Below are 16,468 nucleotides of genomic sequence, written 5' to 3'. Positions count from 1 at the left end.
AGAACTTAAAACTAATTTTACAAGATTAATTAAATACTATGTCAACATTCAGTCTTGCTATACATGGAGGCGCGGGAACAATAACAAGGAATTCACTCACTGCTGAAAAGGAACAACACTACCGTGATGCACTGTTGGAAGCGTTGGTTGCAGGTGAATCAATACTGAAATCAGGAGGTTCGGCGCTGGATGCTGTGATGCAGGCCGTGATGAGTTTAGAAGATTGTCCGTTGTTCAATGCAGGGCGCGGATCTGTTTTTACAGCAACAGGTCAACACGAGATGGATGCATCGATTATGCGGGGAGATACTTTAGATGCAGGTGCAGTAGCAGGTGTAAAAGGAATTAAGAATCCGGTAGTATTAGCCCGTGCCGTAATGGAGCAATCAGAACATGTGATGCTTTCCGGTTTGGGAGCTGAAACCTTTGCGAAAGAAACAGGAATTACATTTGAATCGGAAAAATATTTCTATACCGAACAACGGTTTCAGCAATTACAGGAAGCCATTCGGGGAGGAAAAGTTCAACTCGATCATACGCTATCTGAAAATAAAAAATTCGGAACGGTGGGCGCAGTGGCAAAAGATCAGCAGGGAAATCTTGCAGCAGCGACCAGTACCGGTGGAATGACCAATAAAAAATTCAACCGGATTGGAGATAGTCCGATTATCGGTGCCGGAACTTATGCCAATAACAAAACCTGCGCTGTAAGTTGTACAGGACATGGCGAATATTTCATACGTGCCGTAGTCGCTTACGATATCTCCTGCCTGATGGAATACAAAGGTCTTTCACTCGAAGAAGCTTGCCGCATGGTGGTGCAGGATAAGCTGGTAAAAATCGGAGGCGAAGGAGGATTGATTGCCGTTGATTATTCAGGAAATATTTCACTTCCATTTAATTCGGAAGGCATGTACAGAGGGTGGTTGACTGAAAAAGATAGGCCTCAAACCGCCATTTACAAGGAGTAACTAATTGCTGATTTTACACTTTTCCAGGCTCTTAACTCGTCCGGCATTTCTTCTATTGGCCCCACCGCAACTTTTATAATGTTTCCAGGTAATGCCGAAGTAAAAATCCGCTCCATAGGTATCTGTAACCCCGAGCAGGGAACTGACCATGTCACTTCCGATGGTGAATATCCCGTAACGCAAACTCACTCCTACTCTGGGTTTAAAAAATCATAATAAGAAATGGGCAAGGCCACTTCAAATCTTCTCGACTCAAAACGCGGTGTTATTGCAATTTGATTGGATCGGCGTATCGCCAATTTTGAGAGCGGGATTCTTTGTATCACTGAAAAATTCAGAAACAGATGATCATTGAAGGGCAGGTCAAATTGCACACTGGCAGCAGTGGGAAGGAACATCGTGAAATTGCGGCCATCTCTGGTCCCGCGTCGGGTACCATAGAACTCTTCGCTTAACAGGGAATCGGTATTGATTAAACCATGAAATTGAGTAGTGTCTATACCATACCAGTTAGCACTTCTGTTATCAATCCGGAAATTCATTGCGGAAGTAGTGTACTTGATATATCCGACATCTAAAATCGAAAAGCCGATTTTATAATCGTATGGCTTATCTCCTTTTCCCCTGGCACAAGGATCAAAGAACGCGTCATTTCTGTTTTTGTAATACTGTAATCCGGTGGTGAAGGAATAGCCGCTCCCTCTCTTCAGCAAAGGATCATCGGAGCTGTTGCGGTTATTTCCGGGCATGGCATGACCGTAAGTTGCATCCATATTATTAATCACCAATAGGGAATCGTAAGGCACCACATAATCGACATCATTCATCAAAGCATAGAAACCACTCAGTCCGTAATTATAATTTACGGTTAGCCCTACCGTTAGATAGGATTCCGGAGTATTCTTGACTATTGCTGCACCACTCAGCCCTATTTCATGCCAGGAAAGGTAGGCCGCCTTTGCGTTTTTCACAGCATAGTTATTTCCTTGCTGACCGTCAAAATCGAAGCCTTCTTTCAGGTATTTCGCCAAATGATAAGGAATATTTCTTGCACTCAGTTCCGCCCTGGTCGATGCGTGAAAACCCGCAGAAAACTTCTTCCCCACCCAAATAAATGAAGGGTATTTCAGAAATGCCGAGACATAACCAAATTTATCCGGTTTTTCGTGTAACGATCGGTGAGCTTCCCTTCTTCCACGTTTGACCCTTCTATGCTCTTACGGATGATTTTACTATCCGCTTTCAGGTACATGAAATTGTTCAACAGGGCAGCATCCATTGATAGAAAATGAATTTCCCATTGATAAGGGGCACCGGCGATCGAAGCCGGATTTAAATCCATACCCATCTGACCGGCATAGTTACTATTCGCCGCACCCCACATTTCCTGAGCAGTAACCTTCCCTGCAAGGAGAGACATGAATGCGAAAGCAAATACAATGAAATTCTTCAACAGCAGTTCTTTTTCATGCTATTTAACGCAAAACAGTCGCTAAAAGTTGCCGGAATGTGCTGAACTGTCACAAAACAGCGCTGAACGAGAAAAATCAGACAAACATCTTACCCGGATTCAAGATGCCGTTCGGATCAAAGAGCTTCTTGATTCCCTTCTGGAGATCCAACTGAGAGGGATTAAAAGGAATATCCATGTAATTTTTCTGCACGTATCCGATGCCATGTTCACCGGAAATGGTACCCTTTAACCGGACACATAATTCAAAAATCTCCCTGATGCCCAATGGAACTTTTTCATTCCAGTCGGTCTCAGACATATCACCACGGATAATATTCACATGCAAATTTCCATCTCCGGCATGACCATAGCAAACGGAGTTAAATCCATATTTACGACCGATATCTTTCACGCCTTTCAACAGGACAGGCAACTCGGCACGTGGGACAACGGTATCCTCTTCCTTATAGACTGAATGCGATTTCACGGCTTCACCTACAGCCCGACGCATCCTCCAGAGATCGCTTTTCTGCTGCGCTGTGTCTGCGAACATCACTTCATCGCAGTCGTAAGCATACATGATCTCTGTGATACGCTCACAATCTTTAAACAAAGCATCTATATCATGACCATCCACTTCAATCAGGAGATGCGCCTTATGTTCCTCTTTAACCGGAATTTTCACATCCACAAACTTCAATACAAAGTCAATCGCGTCTCTCTCCATGAACTCCATAGCACTGGGTGTAAAACCGGCACGAAAGACCGCAGAAACCGCCTCACAAGCCTTCTCGGGCGAGAAAAAAGGAATCAGCATCAATAAATTTTGTGTAGGCAGAGGAATCAGACGAAAAACGATCTTTGTAATGATGCCCAGGGTTCCTTCACTCCCCACAATCAACTGCGTCAGATTATAACCGGTTGAATTTTTCAACACATTCGCGCCGGTCCAGATAATTTCGCCGGTCGGTAATACCACTTCGCAATTGAGCACATAATCCTTCGTCGTGCCATACTTCACTGCTTTTGGTCCTCCGGCATTCTCGGCGAGGTTTCCTCCCAAAAAACAACTCCCTCTGCTGGCCGGATCAGGAGGATAAAAGAGACCTTTTGCTTCCACCGCATCTCTGAAAATCTGATTGATCACCCCCGGTTCGACTGTAGCCTGAAGATTTCTTTCGTCAATTTCAATAATTTTATTCAGTCGTTCAGTAGAGAGAACAATTCCGCCGAAAACAGGCAGGGCTCCACCACTGAGTCCGGTACCGGCACCGCGGGGAGTTACCGGGATTTTCTCCCGATTGGCCAGCTTTAAAATCGCAGAAATCTCATCCGCATTGGCGGGTTTTACGACGACCGCAGGAACGAAATGAAAATCCTCGGTTTCATCACTACCATAAACTTCCTTATCCTCTGTTTTAAACAGCACATTGCCTTCTCCACAAATTTGATTCAACTCCACCAATTGTACTTTGCTTAGCGCATCGGAATACTTTATCATGGCACAAAATTACCAATCAAAAACGGGCGGGCTTTATTCGTTGCAAAAAAATATTCACAATTTTAATTGGCATGTCATCCTTTAATACACCAATTGATTTACCTCTCATAAATCAATAATGAGATGGAGTCTAAAAAGCTACAAAACAGACCGCTTTACTTCTTTGCCCGTATATTGCTGATTTGCCATACGTTATAAAATAATATGTAAGAATTGGCACTATCTAAGCAGAAAAAAAATTCCCTATCTAACTTCAAGTACTCTCAATTTTTCCTAATGATAAATATTAATGCTAAATTTAGTCTCGTAAACTTTATATAAAAATGAGAAGCCTCTTCCTTATTTTATTTTTCTCGGTCCACTTTACACAGGCGCTGGCACAACTTGACACATTACTCATTCCCAATATTCCCAATCTTACATCTAATGATCTCAGAAGAAAGACAGACATGATCGTCAGATCGGGGGATGATATTTGGATTGGCTTACTTCAAAAAGGTATCATCCGCTATCAAAACGGGAACTGGTCAAGAATATTTGCAGGTGATAGTCTTGTTGATATTGCAGATGATACCATTCAAAAACTACACAAAGACCCGCAAGGAAATATTTGGATCGGACATCGACTCGGTCTTTCAAAATTTGACGGCACGAACTGGAGCCAATTTCCTTTCGATAGTCTGAGTGGTTTTCCGAGTCAATTCATTTATGATTTCGCAAGTTATACTAATTATTTATTGGTAGCAGGAAATAAAGGACTCTATTCACTCGACTTATCCAACTCCACCTGGAGTTCCTATAAAAAATCGAACTCCGGCTTGCTCTGTGATACCATCAGAGCGATAGACATTTCTCCATCAGGAGAATTTTGGGTGGGAACAGATAGTGGGGTATGTGTGATTTCCAATGGTGTTTCGACAAACTATAGTTCACGAGATATGGGGATCCCTTCTTCCTCCATCGTAGATGTCAAGATGAGTAGTGCTGACACCTTGATCATTGCCAAAGGTCGAGGAATATATTCCTTTCATTTCGGAAAAATCACTTCCATTGATTCTTTATTGCATGGTGTACAGGCTACCGACTTTTGTTCAACGCCATTATATCAATTATATATGGACAATATTTATTATTACTGATCCTGATAATTTGATTGAACAATCCATATGATTACCTTTTAGGAGACACGACCCATTACTACCTTTATTCAAGAGAATATTCTTTAAACTATAATTTTCCATCTTCACAAATTCTATATCAATTTAATCAAACTCTCTAGACAAATGTCTCCACTCATTTGGGAACCACCTTTTGATATCTTCAAAATTGTTTTTACCCTATATTTTCAATGACACACTTTTTATGGCATCCTTAGATTTTTCAATTAATTATTCCATTATCAAACACCCTTTACATCCTTCTCACTTTAAACCTTTTGACTTACCGGATACTGAATTCATAGGCACTAGCAATTCGAAAGAAGTAATTCGCGAATCACATGTTGCTACTCCCAGAAATGCTTTTTTGCATGCCAACAAAATACGTGCACAATTATCAAACCGTGGTGATTTGCATTGGGATCCAATTGCCCAAAAACCCGGTTATGAAATCAATCCCGGAAGAAAAATAATTTCTACTTACTGCTCCGCATTATGGCTGGGCGGATATGATCAAAACGGACAATTATATACTGCAGCGCAGACTTATCGTCAATCGGGAGATGATTTTTGGCCGGGTCCATTAAATTTAAATGGCAGTGCTGACTCTGCATCTTTTAGTCAGTTTGATTCTATTTGGATCGCCGGAAGAAGTGATGTGGATGAATTCCGATATCAATATGGAATAGGAAATGTCAGCAATGGAACATATCCTGTTTCAAATTTTATTTTAAATTGGCCGGCAACATCGAACGACCCTTTGATCCCCCAAACACTGGCTCCTTTTGTTGATTTTAATTCAGATGGCGTTTACAATCCATATGACGGAGATTATCCGGATGTAAAAGGTGACCAAATGGCATGGTGGATTTTTAACGATAAATTCAATACTAAAACTGCAACGAATTCTTTACCTATGGGGGTCGAGATAAATGCTTCCGCCTATGCTATAAATTGTAATGCCAACCTTCCCATACTGGATTACACAACTTTTTATCACTATGAAATCCATAATCGTTCCACTAATAATTACATCATTGATGAAACAAACGAAACATTAGGTTTAAGCACTGCCGTTTTTTTTGAAGGTGGGCCAGGAATTCCATTAGACCCTCCACAATTGATGGAAGACTATTATAATTTTATGAATGCTATCTTACGAAACGGTAGCCCTTTGTGGTATGGAGGATCCGGATACGGGAATGGTAGCGGTGCCACGACTCTTCCTTGCAAATACATGTTTCCGGGCACCAGTGATTATAACTTCACTACGCCATGGACAATGGCCACAGCAGGTATTCAACCCACAGATGTCCGAGGTGTAGGTTCATCCGGCCCCTTTCTTTTACCGGCAGGATCAAAAGTGACTTTTGATGTTGCCTATGTTACCGGTCCAAATGACTCTTCCCAAAACCGACTGGTACTTGAAGAGATAAATCAACTCTTTCGATCAGGTCAATTGACTACATGGAGAGGTGCTATTCCTCCTATATCCGGCGCCCAAACCATTAACTCTTCCACACTGAGTGCAACATATACAATCTCTTTACCGAATGACACCTCTTTTCATTATTTATGGACGGTAACCAACGGAATTATTTTAAACGGACAAGGCAGTAATGCTATTCAGGTATTTTGGGGTTCATTGGGAACAGGAGAAGTAAGTTTAGAAGTGCTGGAAAATGGAAATCCCTGTAAAGGAAGTAACAAAATTTCTGTTCAAATCAACAGCCCGATGAATAGTGATACGGTTAAAGAATGTTCCATTCGCATCTATCCAAACCCTGTGCGTTCGGTACTGAATCTGGAAACAGCAAGAGAGGTGATCGACAATGTCCGTATATATTCGCTGGAGGGCAAATTAATTAGTCAGGAATCCTGGACCGGAGAAATTAACACACAATTTCTCAGTCCGGGTGTATACATCGTTGAATTACAAAGTACCTGCAGCCGGAAACTTTTAAGAAAAGTATTTATTAAACAACGAAATTGACACTCTTCTTCAAAATAATTAGGATGTAGAAAATTAACGTATCAATGTAATATTCCCTTTCATCTCCACAGGCTTATCCAAGTAATCCTTGTAACCTGCAACAAAAAAATAAGTGCCTTCAGGAACCGGAACTTCCTCCTGATTTTTTCCATTCCACTTTGGCTCCTGACCGGTTATCAGGCGAATCAATTCTCCCCAACGGTTGTAAATATTCAATACCCCAAAACGTGCTGAAGGATAATTAATATAGAAATCATCATTAACCCCATCGCCATTCGGTGAAAAAACATTTGGTACAGAATAACTGCAATCAATAAACCGAACACTTACCGTATCTCTGAATTTACAACCGGGACCATAGGTAACGGTAACAGAAACGGTATCCGATTCATTCAAATAAACTGTCGGACCAAAAGTACCATTGCTCCATTGATAAAACGATGTACCCGGCACATGAATCGAAAAGCTCACTTCTTCTCCTATACACGCTATTTTATCTGCTCCGGCTGAAGCTTCCGGATACAGATAAATCACCATCTCCCTTTTAAGGGTGTCGACACAACCTTCTGTAGTAGTTCCTACACTATAATACAGGCCTGTGTCAACAGCAGCTACTCCGGGAAAAAGTAAACTATCTGCTATGATTTGTTGTCCGGAAGGTAAAATCCAATACATAGTCGAAAATTGATTTGGATCTACGTAGAGAAAAGAAGAATCACCTTCGCATATATTTGCATTCCCCACTATTTGACTCAAGGGCTTTTGTTCAGGATTAATATTAAAAAAATAACTGGCACTGCAACCAAAAGAATCGGTAACTATCAGTTCGATTTGACCGGTATAGAAATCATTACTCAAGGAATAATTAAGCAAAGTATCCTGTATGGAAATAGCAGGACCAAGATTCCATGTATAGATGTAGTCCGGATTCACGTAAGATAAATTCGCAATCACGGTATCATACCAGCAATCAGGTTGAACAACATTCACCTGGGGCATCAACGTTAAAGGAGCTGTGGACGTTTGTAATGTATCACTATAACCAAGGCAACCATTTGTATCAAGAGCAGAATAAAAATAATAGCCGGGACTCGTAACATACAAAACAGAATCAAAGGAAAATCCATTGACCCAATTGGGAGATATGGCCTGTGAATCCACTACTAAAATTATGGAATCACCCTGACAAACATAGCTATTGCTGGCATTCACATTAAAGACAGGGTTGTTCAGAATAGTCACATTCACCATCGCCACAGGACCAGTACATCGAAAATTAGAAAGTTGTACTGCATACACTCCGGCATCAGCACTATCACAATCCGGTAGAGTTATTTGTAAAGTATTAGCAGTTGATCCCGGCAAGGTCCATTGATACGATGCACCATTTATCAATGAAGTAGAAAGCACCAGCACATCTCCATTACATAGTACAGTATCACCTGTTATCAACGGCAACAATGAAACCGGATCTACCAGAACATTCGCAGGTGTGAAAGGACTGTAACAACTACCATCAAATGTGGCAGCATAAAAGACTTGATTATTTAATATTATTCCTGTAGTAAACATCAATCCACTATCAAGAGGAACCGACGATGTGGTCTGCTGGAACCAGTACACCGCTGTGGGTGCATTCGCCGACAAAACTGCAACATCTCCACTGCAAACTGTATCATCGAGGGTAATAGGGCCGGGAGGACGAGTCAAGGTATCAATACGAATTGAATCTACAGATGGACACCCGTATGAATCCAACATATTTAAAATGAAAATTCCGGCTGAATTCACAGGAAGCTGCGCAGTGGTTTGTCCGCCCGGCATCCATGAATACCCATTCATACCCTGAGGACCCACTAACAGTACAACATCACCGGGACAAATCGTATCATTCCCTTGAATTTGTATTTCATAATTATCAGGTGCCTGAATGACATTAATAGACAATGATGTTGTAATACCACAGGAAACAACCTGACACATATAGGTGCCCGGTTGAGTCACTGTTTGTAACAAAGAGCTTCCATTCAACGGAGGCGCCCATGAAATCAATGATCCGGCATTGGTAAATATTTCCAGCTGTACTGAATCATCCTTACACAGGACAGGTGCAGGACGCGCAGTAATAAAAGGTGTTGAATAACCAAATACTTCAAAAGGAGCAGAAGACAAAAGACATCCTTCGGTATTTTCAAAGGTATAATAATATAAACCCGGTGTTGAAGTCCAAAGTGAATCATTGGTAGAAAGAGGAGTTCCGGAAGGCCCAAACCAAATATAAGAAAATCCGGAATCAGCCACCAGAAGAACAGAATCACCCGGGCAAATTAACCCGGAAGCCGGAAATGCAGTTATTTCGGGAACCGCTGTAAGTGGTAAAACAAAAATTGCTGTATACTCCTTACTACAGCCGGTGACACTATCTGTCCTAATATATTCCGCGATATATGTTCCCGGCATATTCACTCGAATAGTATCTGCATTTGCATTGCTTTGAACTACTCCTGCATTATTAAAAGTATACGGACGCGAAGGCTGTACGATCAATGTAATGGTATCTCCGGGGCAAATACTTGTCGGTCCGGAAATCGATGCATCAGGAGGCGGTGGAAGATCCAGTATTACATAAAAGTCACGTGTGATAGAAAATAAATTAGCGCCTCCTATCGGATTAATAATATCTGCGGTAACGGAAGCATTTCCCGTTCCTGTGCCTTTGAAAAAATTCCGATGTATCATAAATGTATAGACCGCCCCACTATCAGAAAACACAACCGGTCCGTTCATAGACCAGCTTACAAAAGCAGGAAGCATCGGTTGCGGCAATCCATTCATCCAGGAAACAGAATCTACCAATCTCATTACAAAATATTCATCAGGACAAAATCTGACTGTGTCGATCGCTTCTATTGCAGGGTCTTCAAAAACTAGCATCGGATAATAATTCTGAGGAATGCAGGTCGTGCTGGCAGTATCGTAAATAATAACTTCAAAACAGGTTTGCTTGGGACATAAACCACCGGGTGCAGCAATCACACAAGTATATACGCCGGCAACACCAAGTTGTATCGTATCGCTTGTGAAGTTACCGAAAGGTGTTTGCCATGTTACTGTATAACCGGGAGGATTATTATTGCAATAAATGAAAGCCTGGGTATTCGCGAGATACAATACCTTTTCATCACAATACACCACAGGTATTGCAGCAAAGATCTGCGCATTGATACAGGCGGCTGTAGGAACAGGCGGGATGGGTGTAATTTCCACATACACTGAATCTCTGTAAGACCTCCACCCATCTACTGTGGTCAATTGACATGAATACCAACCTGAGCTTGCAATGGTCAACGTATCATTTGTACTATTATCAGACCACAAATAGTTATACGCAGGACCGATCACTCCATCCTGACCTGTATATAACTTCCAGTAAATCTTTGCTGTTCCACAATCCACCAAGGTATCTGAGGTCAAATCAAACTCCGGTTGCAATGAATCACGCTGACAGGGAACACTACCCGACCGGTCGAAATAATCATAGGTGCTCCTTGAAGTCAGGAACGGACGACAAACAAATACTTCACGAAATCCATTGGAGTATACAGAAATATAATTCCTGTAATTTCCATCATTACAATACAAGGAGGGTTGTGATGGCCCAGCAAATGATGAATCGTGATTCGTTGCGTTAAATAAAAAAGTTCCATCGGCAGGAATGTTAAAATTACTGCTATAGCTGCCACATAAAATAGGTTCACCGGCGATAGTTGTTGTGAGATTGCTGACTACATCATCCCCCGGTCCACCGATATGTTCATATTCCTCGAGGGCCAATTGATTGCTGAATCCGGCATAATAAACATCACGAAAGCCGGCAGTATTGAAGACACCATTTCCGGTTAATACCGAAAATTCACTTAGTACTTTTCTAAAGTTACCACAGGCCCATATTTTTCCTGATTGGTTGAAGTGGGCACCCTGCAGACTCATAAAATTATCTGATCCTATGTCTCTGGAAGATATGGGGTTCCAAAATTATCAAGAAGTAAAAGAAAACATTTATTGGGATAAGTGGAAGTCATTCCACTCATTGTGGCACCATTATAATAAAACTGACCTTGATATTCACCGGAGACCAGCACAGTTCCATTCCTGAAATCAATTTCTCTTTGAGTAACCTGCAGAGCAATCATGGGTTTGAACCACATTTCACTTCCTGAAGAACTGAATTTTGCCAGGAAGGAAAAGTTAAAGCCTGCAAAAGAATGGACCGCATCTAATGTCAACGTATCAGAAAACTGACCACCCGCAAATACTTCTGAATTTTGCCCAAAACTCACACTGGTCACCCGGTCATCATAACCTGAAAAACCATGTTTTGACCAAATAACATTCCCTGTTGAATTCAGTCGTACCAGGAAGAGATCATACCCCTGCTCTCCGGTGATGGAATTACTCACACTCGTGTAACTCATTGCGCCAAAGGAAGAAGTCCCCCGAAACTGACCTCCCACAATCACATTACCGGAATTATCTGTATCCAATGTAAAGGCCAGATCATTACCCGGACCTCCAAACTGCTGTACCCATATCAGATTTCCCAATGGATCCAGCTTTAATACAAAAACATCTTGCGTGGTATCTGCAGTTATTAAACTTTGGTTTCCAAATACAGCAGTCCCGCTAAATACTCCTGTAACATAAGCGTTCCCGGTTTGATCCAGACTTATCGAATACGCCCTGTCAAAAAAAGGTCCACCGGCTGTGAATACCCAATCATAATTTCCCGATGCATCCTGATGGGCGATAAACAGATCAGCAGAACCTGTACTCGATCTGGAAATAGTCCCAAAGGTGGCTGTATTATTAAAATATCCGCAGGTAAATACTTCTCCGTTGGATGTTGATGCAATATCATATGCTTCATCATTCGCCATTCCGCCGGCACTGATTAAATATCCGGGCTGAGCAATTAATAAAGTAGAGAAAAACAGGAGTACAAAGAGCACAGCTCGTTTTAATAAAACCTTGATAAAAAAACCCATTTGCACAATTATTACACCATTAAAACAAACACTTTTGAACTAAAATCCCTCCAACTCTTTCCTACTTACATCCAAATATATAGTAAATTTTACTAGTAATTAAAATTAATCTGGCTTTGGGGACAATTTTACAAGTCCACCACATAAATATATTAAAATTTGCAGTTGAACAGCATTACATCTTCAAAGTAGAATTACCACTATGAATTTAAATTAAACTTCATGTTATTAAATAAATTCCCAACATTTTTTAACTTTGACCTTCAATAAAAAACCTGATGAAAGAAGAACACGTAAAATGGTTTTCCCCTACCCTTGGACATGAAACAGAGATGTTGATTTTTGGTACGGGAGGAAAGCCGGTGATTATCTTCCCTACCTCGATGGGGACTTACCACCAGAATAAAGACTTTAAACTTATTGACAGTGTGCAATGGTTTGTGGATAACGGACTGGTAAAGATATACTGTCCTGACAGTGTTGATGAACATTCCTTTTACGAGGAGATGATTCATCCGGGTGAGCGGATACGTCGCCATACCGTATATGATCAGTTTATTTTGGATGAGGTGGTGGGAAGAGCCAGCAACGAGAGCGGTCAGCATAAAGTGACGGTGGCCGGCTGTAGTTTTGGAGGCTATCAGGCGATCAATTTCGCGTTCAGACATCCGGATAGAGTGGCCAATGTATTTAGCATGGGTGGCGCCTTTGATATCACCAATCATATGGATGGTTATTATGATGAAAATGTATACTACAATAATCCCGTAGATTTTTTAGGAGGATTACAGGATGAAAACTTATGGAAGATGGGCATTGTGCTGGGTGTTGGAGAACATGATTTTTGTCTCCCGCAGAATAAACGCCTGGCTGAAATCATGTCCAGAAAAGGTATTCCCTACTGGTTAGATGTCCGCCCGGGAATGCCCCACGACTGGCCGGCCTGGCGAGATATGCTGCCGACCTATTTCGGGAGAATGGACTTCTGAAATAGCTGGTCTTTCACTGTTTAGCGAAATCAATCGTTATAAGAAATCGCCGCAGAGTGTTTCATATCAGAGAGTTGATTTCAATCCATCACCTTACGAAAATCAACTTCGGTTGTGAAATACATCAGTAGCGCATCTTTTAAAATTTGCCTGTATTTAGTACCTTCGAAGCGGAAAAATCTCAAATTATTTATCATATGAAACGTATAGGAATCATGCATGGCATGGAACGTAGCTTTCCCGATGCCCTTATTGAAAGGATTAATTCAAAAAAAGAACCCGGTATAGTAGCGGAGCTTGTAAAAATCGACAAATGCATTCAAGGAGAAGCGGTTGACTACCACGTGATTCTGGATCGTATTTCACAGGATGTTCCTTTTTTCAGAGCTTATCTGAAGAACGCCGCTTTGAATGGCACTGCCGTACTGAACAATCCGTTTTGGTGGAGCGCGGATGAGAAGTTTTTTAACAATTGTCTGGCCACTCGCCTTGGTATTCCTGTACCAAAAACTTGCTTATTGCCCTCTAACCAATGGCCGACTGATACCAGCGAAGCCTCGTTTAGAAATCTTGCCATGCCACTCGACTGGCAGGGGATGTTTGAATACACAGGCTTACCTGTTTATATGAAGCCTCATTCAGGCGGTGGCTGGAAAAATGTATTTCAGTTAGACACGCAGGATGGTTTCTTCCAGTCGCATCAAACAACCGGACAGTTGGTGATGTTATTGCAGGAAGAAATTAAATTTGATTCCTACTATAGAATTTACAGCATCGGACAAAAAGACATCCGGATCATGGAGTATGAGCCACGCAATCCGCATCATCTCCGATATGTCCACAATAAGTTCAATGCCGATAAAAAATTGTTAGATACCCTTACTGATTATACCTATCGCCTCAATGAAGCATTGGGTTATGATTTCAACACCGTGGAATTCGCTGTGAGAGATGGCATTCCTTATGCGATTGATTTCTGCAACCCTGCTCCTGATGCTGATATCAACAGCGTAGGACAAGAAAATTTCGACTGGGTAATTGAATCCGCAGCGAACATGTGTATTCGTCGGGCAAAGGCACATCGTGACAATGCAGATAATCTGACCTGGGGAACCTACATGAAAAATGCTACACTTGGTATGGCCACGGGAAATCCTGTTCCAAAATTCGGACATACAAAGGAAATACAAAACGCATAATTCGAATGAAAAGGGTGTAGAATAAAACTGCACCCTTTTCCATTTATACTTAAATCAGAAAAACCATTGAAGTTATAACCGAAATAAAAGCGGTTTAATTTCTACAACACATCCAGTATTTCATTATGACCATGTTCACTTTAGGTATTGAAGAAGAATTCCAAATCATAGATCCTGAAACGCGCGAGTTACGCAGCCATATGCACCAGATCATTGAAGGTGGGAAAACCACACTCAAAGAGCAGGTGAAGGCGGAGATGCATCAAAGTGTGGTAGAAGTCGGCACCAATATCTGCAGAGATGTCGATCAGGCCCGGACAGAAGTGACGTACCTGCGCAGAATGATTGGTGAGATAGCAGCGAAGCAGGGATTGCTCTTTGCGGCCGGTGGTACGCATCCTTTCAGTCGCTGGCAGGATCAGTTGATTACTGACCATCCGCGTTACCATGAGATTGTGGATCAACTTCAGGATACAGCAAGAGGCAACCTGATTTTCGGATTGCATGTGCATGTGGGTATTCCCAGTCGTGAAATAGGGATTCAACTGATGAATCAGGCGCGTTATTTCCTGCCGCATATTTTTGCTTTGTCTGCCAACTCTCCCTTCTGGCTGGGAAGGAACACCGGCTTCAAAGCCTACCGTACTAAAGTCTTCGATAAATTTCCGCGCACCGGTATTCCTGATTATTTCTCGAGCGTAGCGGAGTACGATAGCTATGTCAATCTGCTCATCAAAACAAATTGTATAGATAATGGTAAGAAGATCTGGTGGGATTTACGTCTGCACCCCTTCTTCGAAACCATTGAATTCAGAATTTGCGATGTGCCCATGCGTATTGATGAGACCATTGCATTAGCAGCGTTGATGCAGGCGGTAGTAGCGAAAATTTATAAATTGATGCAACTCAATCTCAGCTTCAGAAATTATGGAAGAGCGCTCATCAACGAAAACAAATGGAGGGCCGCACGATATGGCATTCATGGAAAGCTGATCGATTTTGGAAAAGAAGCAGAGGTATCTACAAAAGATCTCATTTACGAGTTATTAGACTTTGTCGATGATGTGGTAGATGATTTGGGTAGCCGCCATGAATTGCGCTATATCGAAAAAATGCTCGAACAGGGAACAGGTGCTGACAGACAATTAGCCATCTATGAGAAAACAGGTGATCTGAAAGATGTTGTCGATTATATGGTGAGTGAAACCAACTTCGGCTTATAAACGTATAAATGGAATTCTATAATACTCTTCAGAAGTGCATGGAAAACCATACGATACGTGTAGCCATACTAGACCTGTATAACAACGAGCCCAATGAGGGGATGAGAGGGATTCAGTCTATCCTGAACCGCCATCACTATCCTGCTCCATACACTATCCATTGGGAACGTTTTGATGTACGCTTTAAAGAAGAAATTCCGGATACCTCTTTTGATATCTACATCAGCAGCGGAGGTCCCGGAAGTCCCTTAGAAGAACCGGGCGCACATTGGGAGAAAGAATACTTCGGACTAATAGATGCTCTCCTCGCGCACAACAAAAGAGGTGATGGCTCCCCAAAATTTGTTTTTTTTATCTGTCACTCTTTTCAGTTGATGTGTCGCCATCTGGAACTTGCTGATATCACCAAACGGCATTCCACAGCCTTTGGTATTTTCCCGATGCATAAGATGGATTCAGGTCTACACGAAACCTGTTTCAATGAATTGCCTGATCCCTTTTATGCAGTGGACAGCCGCGACTGGCAAGTAGTACAACCGGACATGAAAGCCATGGAAAAATTTGGAGCCCAAGTATTGGCTATCGAAAAGGAGAGACCACATGTTCCCTATGAAAGGGCTGTGATGGGTATCCGCTTTACTCCCGAAATGATGGGCATGCAGTTTCATCCGGAAGCAGATCCATTGGGTATGTTGCATTATTTACTCCGCAGTGACAAAAAGGAAATTGTTATTAAACATCATGGTCAGGAGAAGTACGATGAAATGTTACTTCAACTGAATGATCCCGATAAAATCAACTTGACACAGGCAAGTTTAATTCCCTCTTTCCTGAATCAGGCTTTCAATGGTATAGTACACGAAATCACAATTAAAATCTGAACTTGGTTTTTTTTGAAGGTTTTTTTGATTCAATATTTAAATAGTATTCAAATTAA

At 41.7% G+C, this 16,468-nt stretch carries 12 protein-coding genes and 1 pseudogene; 7 read left to right on the top strand and 6 right to left on the bottom strand.

Annotation, left to right across the window (positions count from 1 at the left end; genetic code table 11):
* The first annotated feature begins 38 nt into the window (after positions 1-38).
* On the top strand, positions 39-971 hold the full coding sequence (locus IPJ86_06900; protein ID MBK7887023.1) for an isoaspartyl peptidase/L-asparaginase: 933 nt from the start codon (positions 39-41) through the stop codon (positions 969-971).
* On the opposite strand, the gene IPJ86_06895 is transcribed toward IPJ86_06900, so the two are convergent.
* The 4 genes from IPJ86_06895 to IPJ86_06880 form a co-directional block, all read right to left on the bottom strand.
* The gene (locus IPJ86_06895; protein MBK7887022.1) at positions 972-1,160 is read right to left on the bottom strand and encodes a hypothetical protein; all 189 of its coding nucleotides are present in this window, start codon (positions 1,158-1,160) and stop codon (positions 972-974) included.
* Positions 1,161-1,162: 2 nt separating this feature from the next.
* Positions 1,163-2,077: a hypothetical protein gene (locus IPJ86_06890; protein ID MBK7887021.1), complete on the bottom strand. Its 915-nt coding sequence runs from the start codon at positions 2,075-2,077 to the stop codon at positions 1,163-1,165.
* Positions 2,078-2,097: 20 nt separating this feature from the next.
* Complete coding sequence (locus IPJ86_06885; GenBank protein MBK7887020.1) at positions 2,098-2,424, bottom strand: hypothetical protein; 327 nt, start codon at positions 2,422-2,424, stop codon at positions 2,098-2,100.
* A 94-nt stretch (positions 2,425-2,518) separates the two neighbouring features.
* A complete protein-coding gene (locus tag IPJ86_06880) occupies positions 2,519-3,925 on the bottom strand; it encodes an FAD-binding protein (protein MBK7887019.1) in 1,407 nt (468 codons plus the stop codon).
* Between the two features lie 323 nt (positions 3,926-4,248).
* Between IPJ86_06880 and IPJ86_06875 the strand changes: the two genes are divergently transcribed.
* Positions 4,249-5,064: a hypothetical protein gene (locus IPJ86_06875; protein ID MBK7887018.1), complete on the top strand. Its 816-nt coding sequence runs from the start codon at positions 4,249-4,251 to the stop codon at positions 5,062-5,064.
* Positions 5,065-5,287: 223 nt separating this feature from the next.
* The gene (locus tag IPJ86_06870) at positions 5,288-7,075 is read left to right on the top strand and encodes a T9SS type A sorting domain-containing protein (protein MBK7887017.1); all 1,788 of its coding nucleotides are present in this window, start codon (positions 5,288-5,290) and stop codon (positions 7,073-7,075) included.
* A 33-nt stretch (positions 7,076-7,108) separates the two neighbouring features.
* Here the strand turns inward: IPJ86_06870 and IPJ86_06865 are convergent, their stop codons facing one another.
* Both IPJ86_06865 and IPJ86_06860 read right to left on the bottom strand, forming a co-directional pair.
* Positions 7,109-11,065, bottom strand: coding sequence for a gliding motility-associated C-terminal domain-containing protein (locus IPJ86_06865; protein MBK7887016.1), 3,957 nt, complete (start codon positions 11,063-11,065; stop codon positions 7,109-7,111).
* 14 nt (positions 11,066-11,079) lie between these two features.
* Entirely contained in the window at positions 11,080-12,084 is a 1,005-nt protein-coding gene (locus tag IPJ86_06860) for a hypothetical protein (GenBank protein MBK7887015.1), read from the bottom strand.
* Positions 12,085-12,398: 314 nt separating this feature from the next.
* Between IPJ86_06860 and IPJ86_06855 the strand changes: the two genes are divergently transcribed.
* From IPJ86_06855 to IPJ86_06840, 4 genes and pseudogenes are all read left to right on the top strand, one after another.
* Entirely contained in the window at positions 12,399-13,109 is a 711-nt protein-coding gene (locus IPJ86_06855) for an esterase family protein (GenBank protein ID MBK7887014.1), read from the top strand.
* Positions 13,110-13,306: 197 nt separating this feature from the next.
* Positions 13,307-14,239, top strand: a pseudogene (locus IPJ86_06850) (hypothetical protein).
* 194 nt (positions 14,240-14,433) lie between these two features.
* Positions 14,434-15,531 carry a carboxylate-amine ligase gene (locus tag IPJ86_06845; GenBank protein ID MBK7887013.1) on the top strand — a complete coding sequence of 366 codons (1,098 nt, stop codon included), beginning with the start codon at positions 14,434-14,436 and terminating at the stop codon, positions 15,529-15,531.
* Positions 15,532-15,569: 38 nt separating this feature from the next.
* Complete coding sequence (locus IPJ86_06840; GenBank protein MBK7887012.1) at positions 15,570-16,412, top strand: GMP synthase; 843 nt, start codon at positions 15,570-15,572, stop codon at positions 16,410-16,412.
* Positions 16,413-16,468: the final 56 nt, after the last annotated feature.

Source organism: Bacteroidota bacterium (assembly GCA_016713925.1).
GTDB lineage: Bacteria > Bacteroidota > Bacteroidia > AKYH767-A > OLB10 > JAJTFW01.
The sequence above is the reverse complement of the archived record's forward strand: the minus strand, read 5'-3'. Positions and strand labels throughout refer to the sequence as shown.

Excerpts from the sequence above, each read along its gene's own strand:
- IPJ86_06875 (MBK7887018.1), top strand. The coding sequence starts at position 4,249 with ATGAGAAGCCTCTTCCTTATTTTATTTTTCTCGGTCCACTTTACACAG.
- IPJ86_06865 (MBK7887016.1), bottom strand. The coding sequence starts at position 11,065 with ATGAGTCTGCAGGGTGCCCACTTCAACCAATCAGGAAAAATATGGGCC.
- IPJ86_06840 (MBK7887012.1), top strand. The coding sequence starts at position 15,570 with ATGGAAAACCATACGATACGTGTAGCCATACTAGACCTGTATAACAAC.
- IPJ86_06845 (MBK7887013.1), top strand. The coding sequence starts at position 14,434 with ATGACCATGTTCACTTTAGGTATTGAAGAAGAATTCCAAATCATAGAT.
- IPJ86_06880 (MBK7887019.1), bottom strand. The coding sequence starts at position 3,925 with ATGATAAAGTATTCCGATGCGCTAAGCAAAGTACAATTGGTGGAGTTG.
- IPJ86_06855 (MBK7887014.1), top strand. The coding sequence starts at position 12,399 with ATGAAAGAAGAACACGTAAAATGGTTTTCCCCTACCCTTGGACATGAA.
- IPJ86_06900 (MBK7887023.1), top strand. The coding sequence starts at position 39 with ATGTCAACATTCAGTCTTGCTATACATGGAGGCGCGGGAACAATAACA.
- IPJ86_06870 (MBK7887017.1), top strand. The coding sequence starts at position 5,288 with ATGGCATCCTTAGATTTTTCAATTAATTATTCCATTATCAAACACCCT.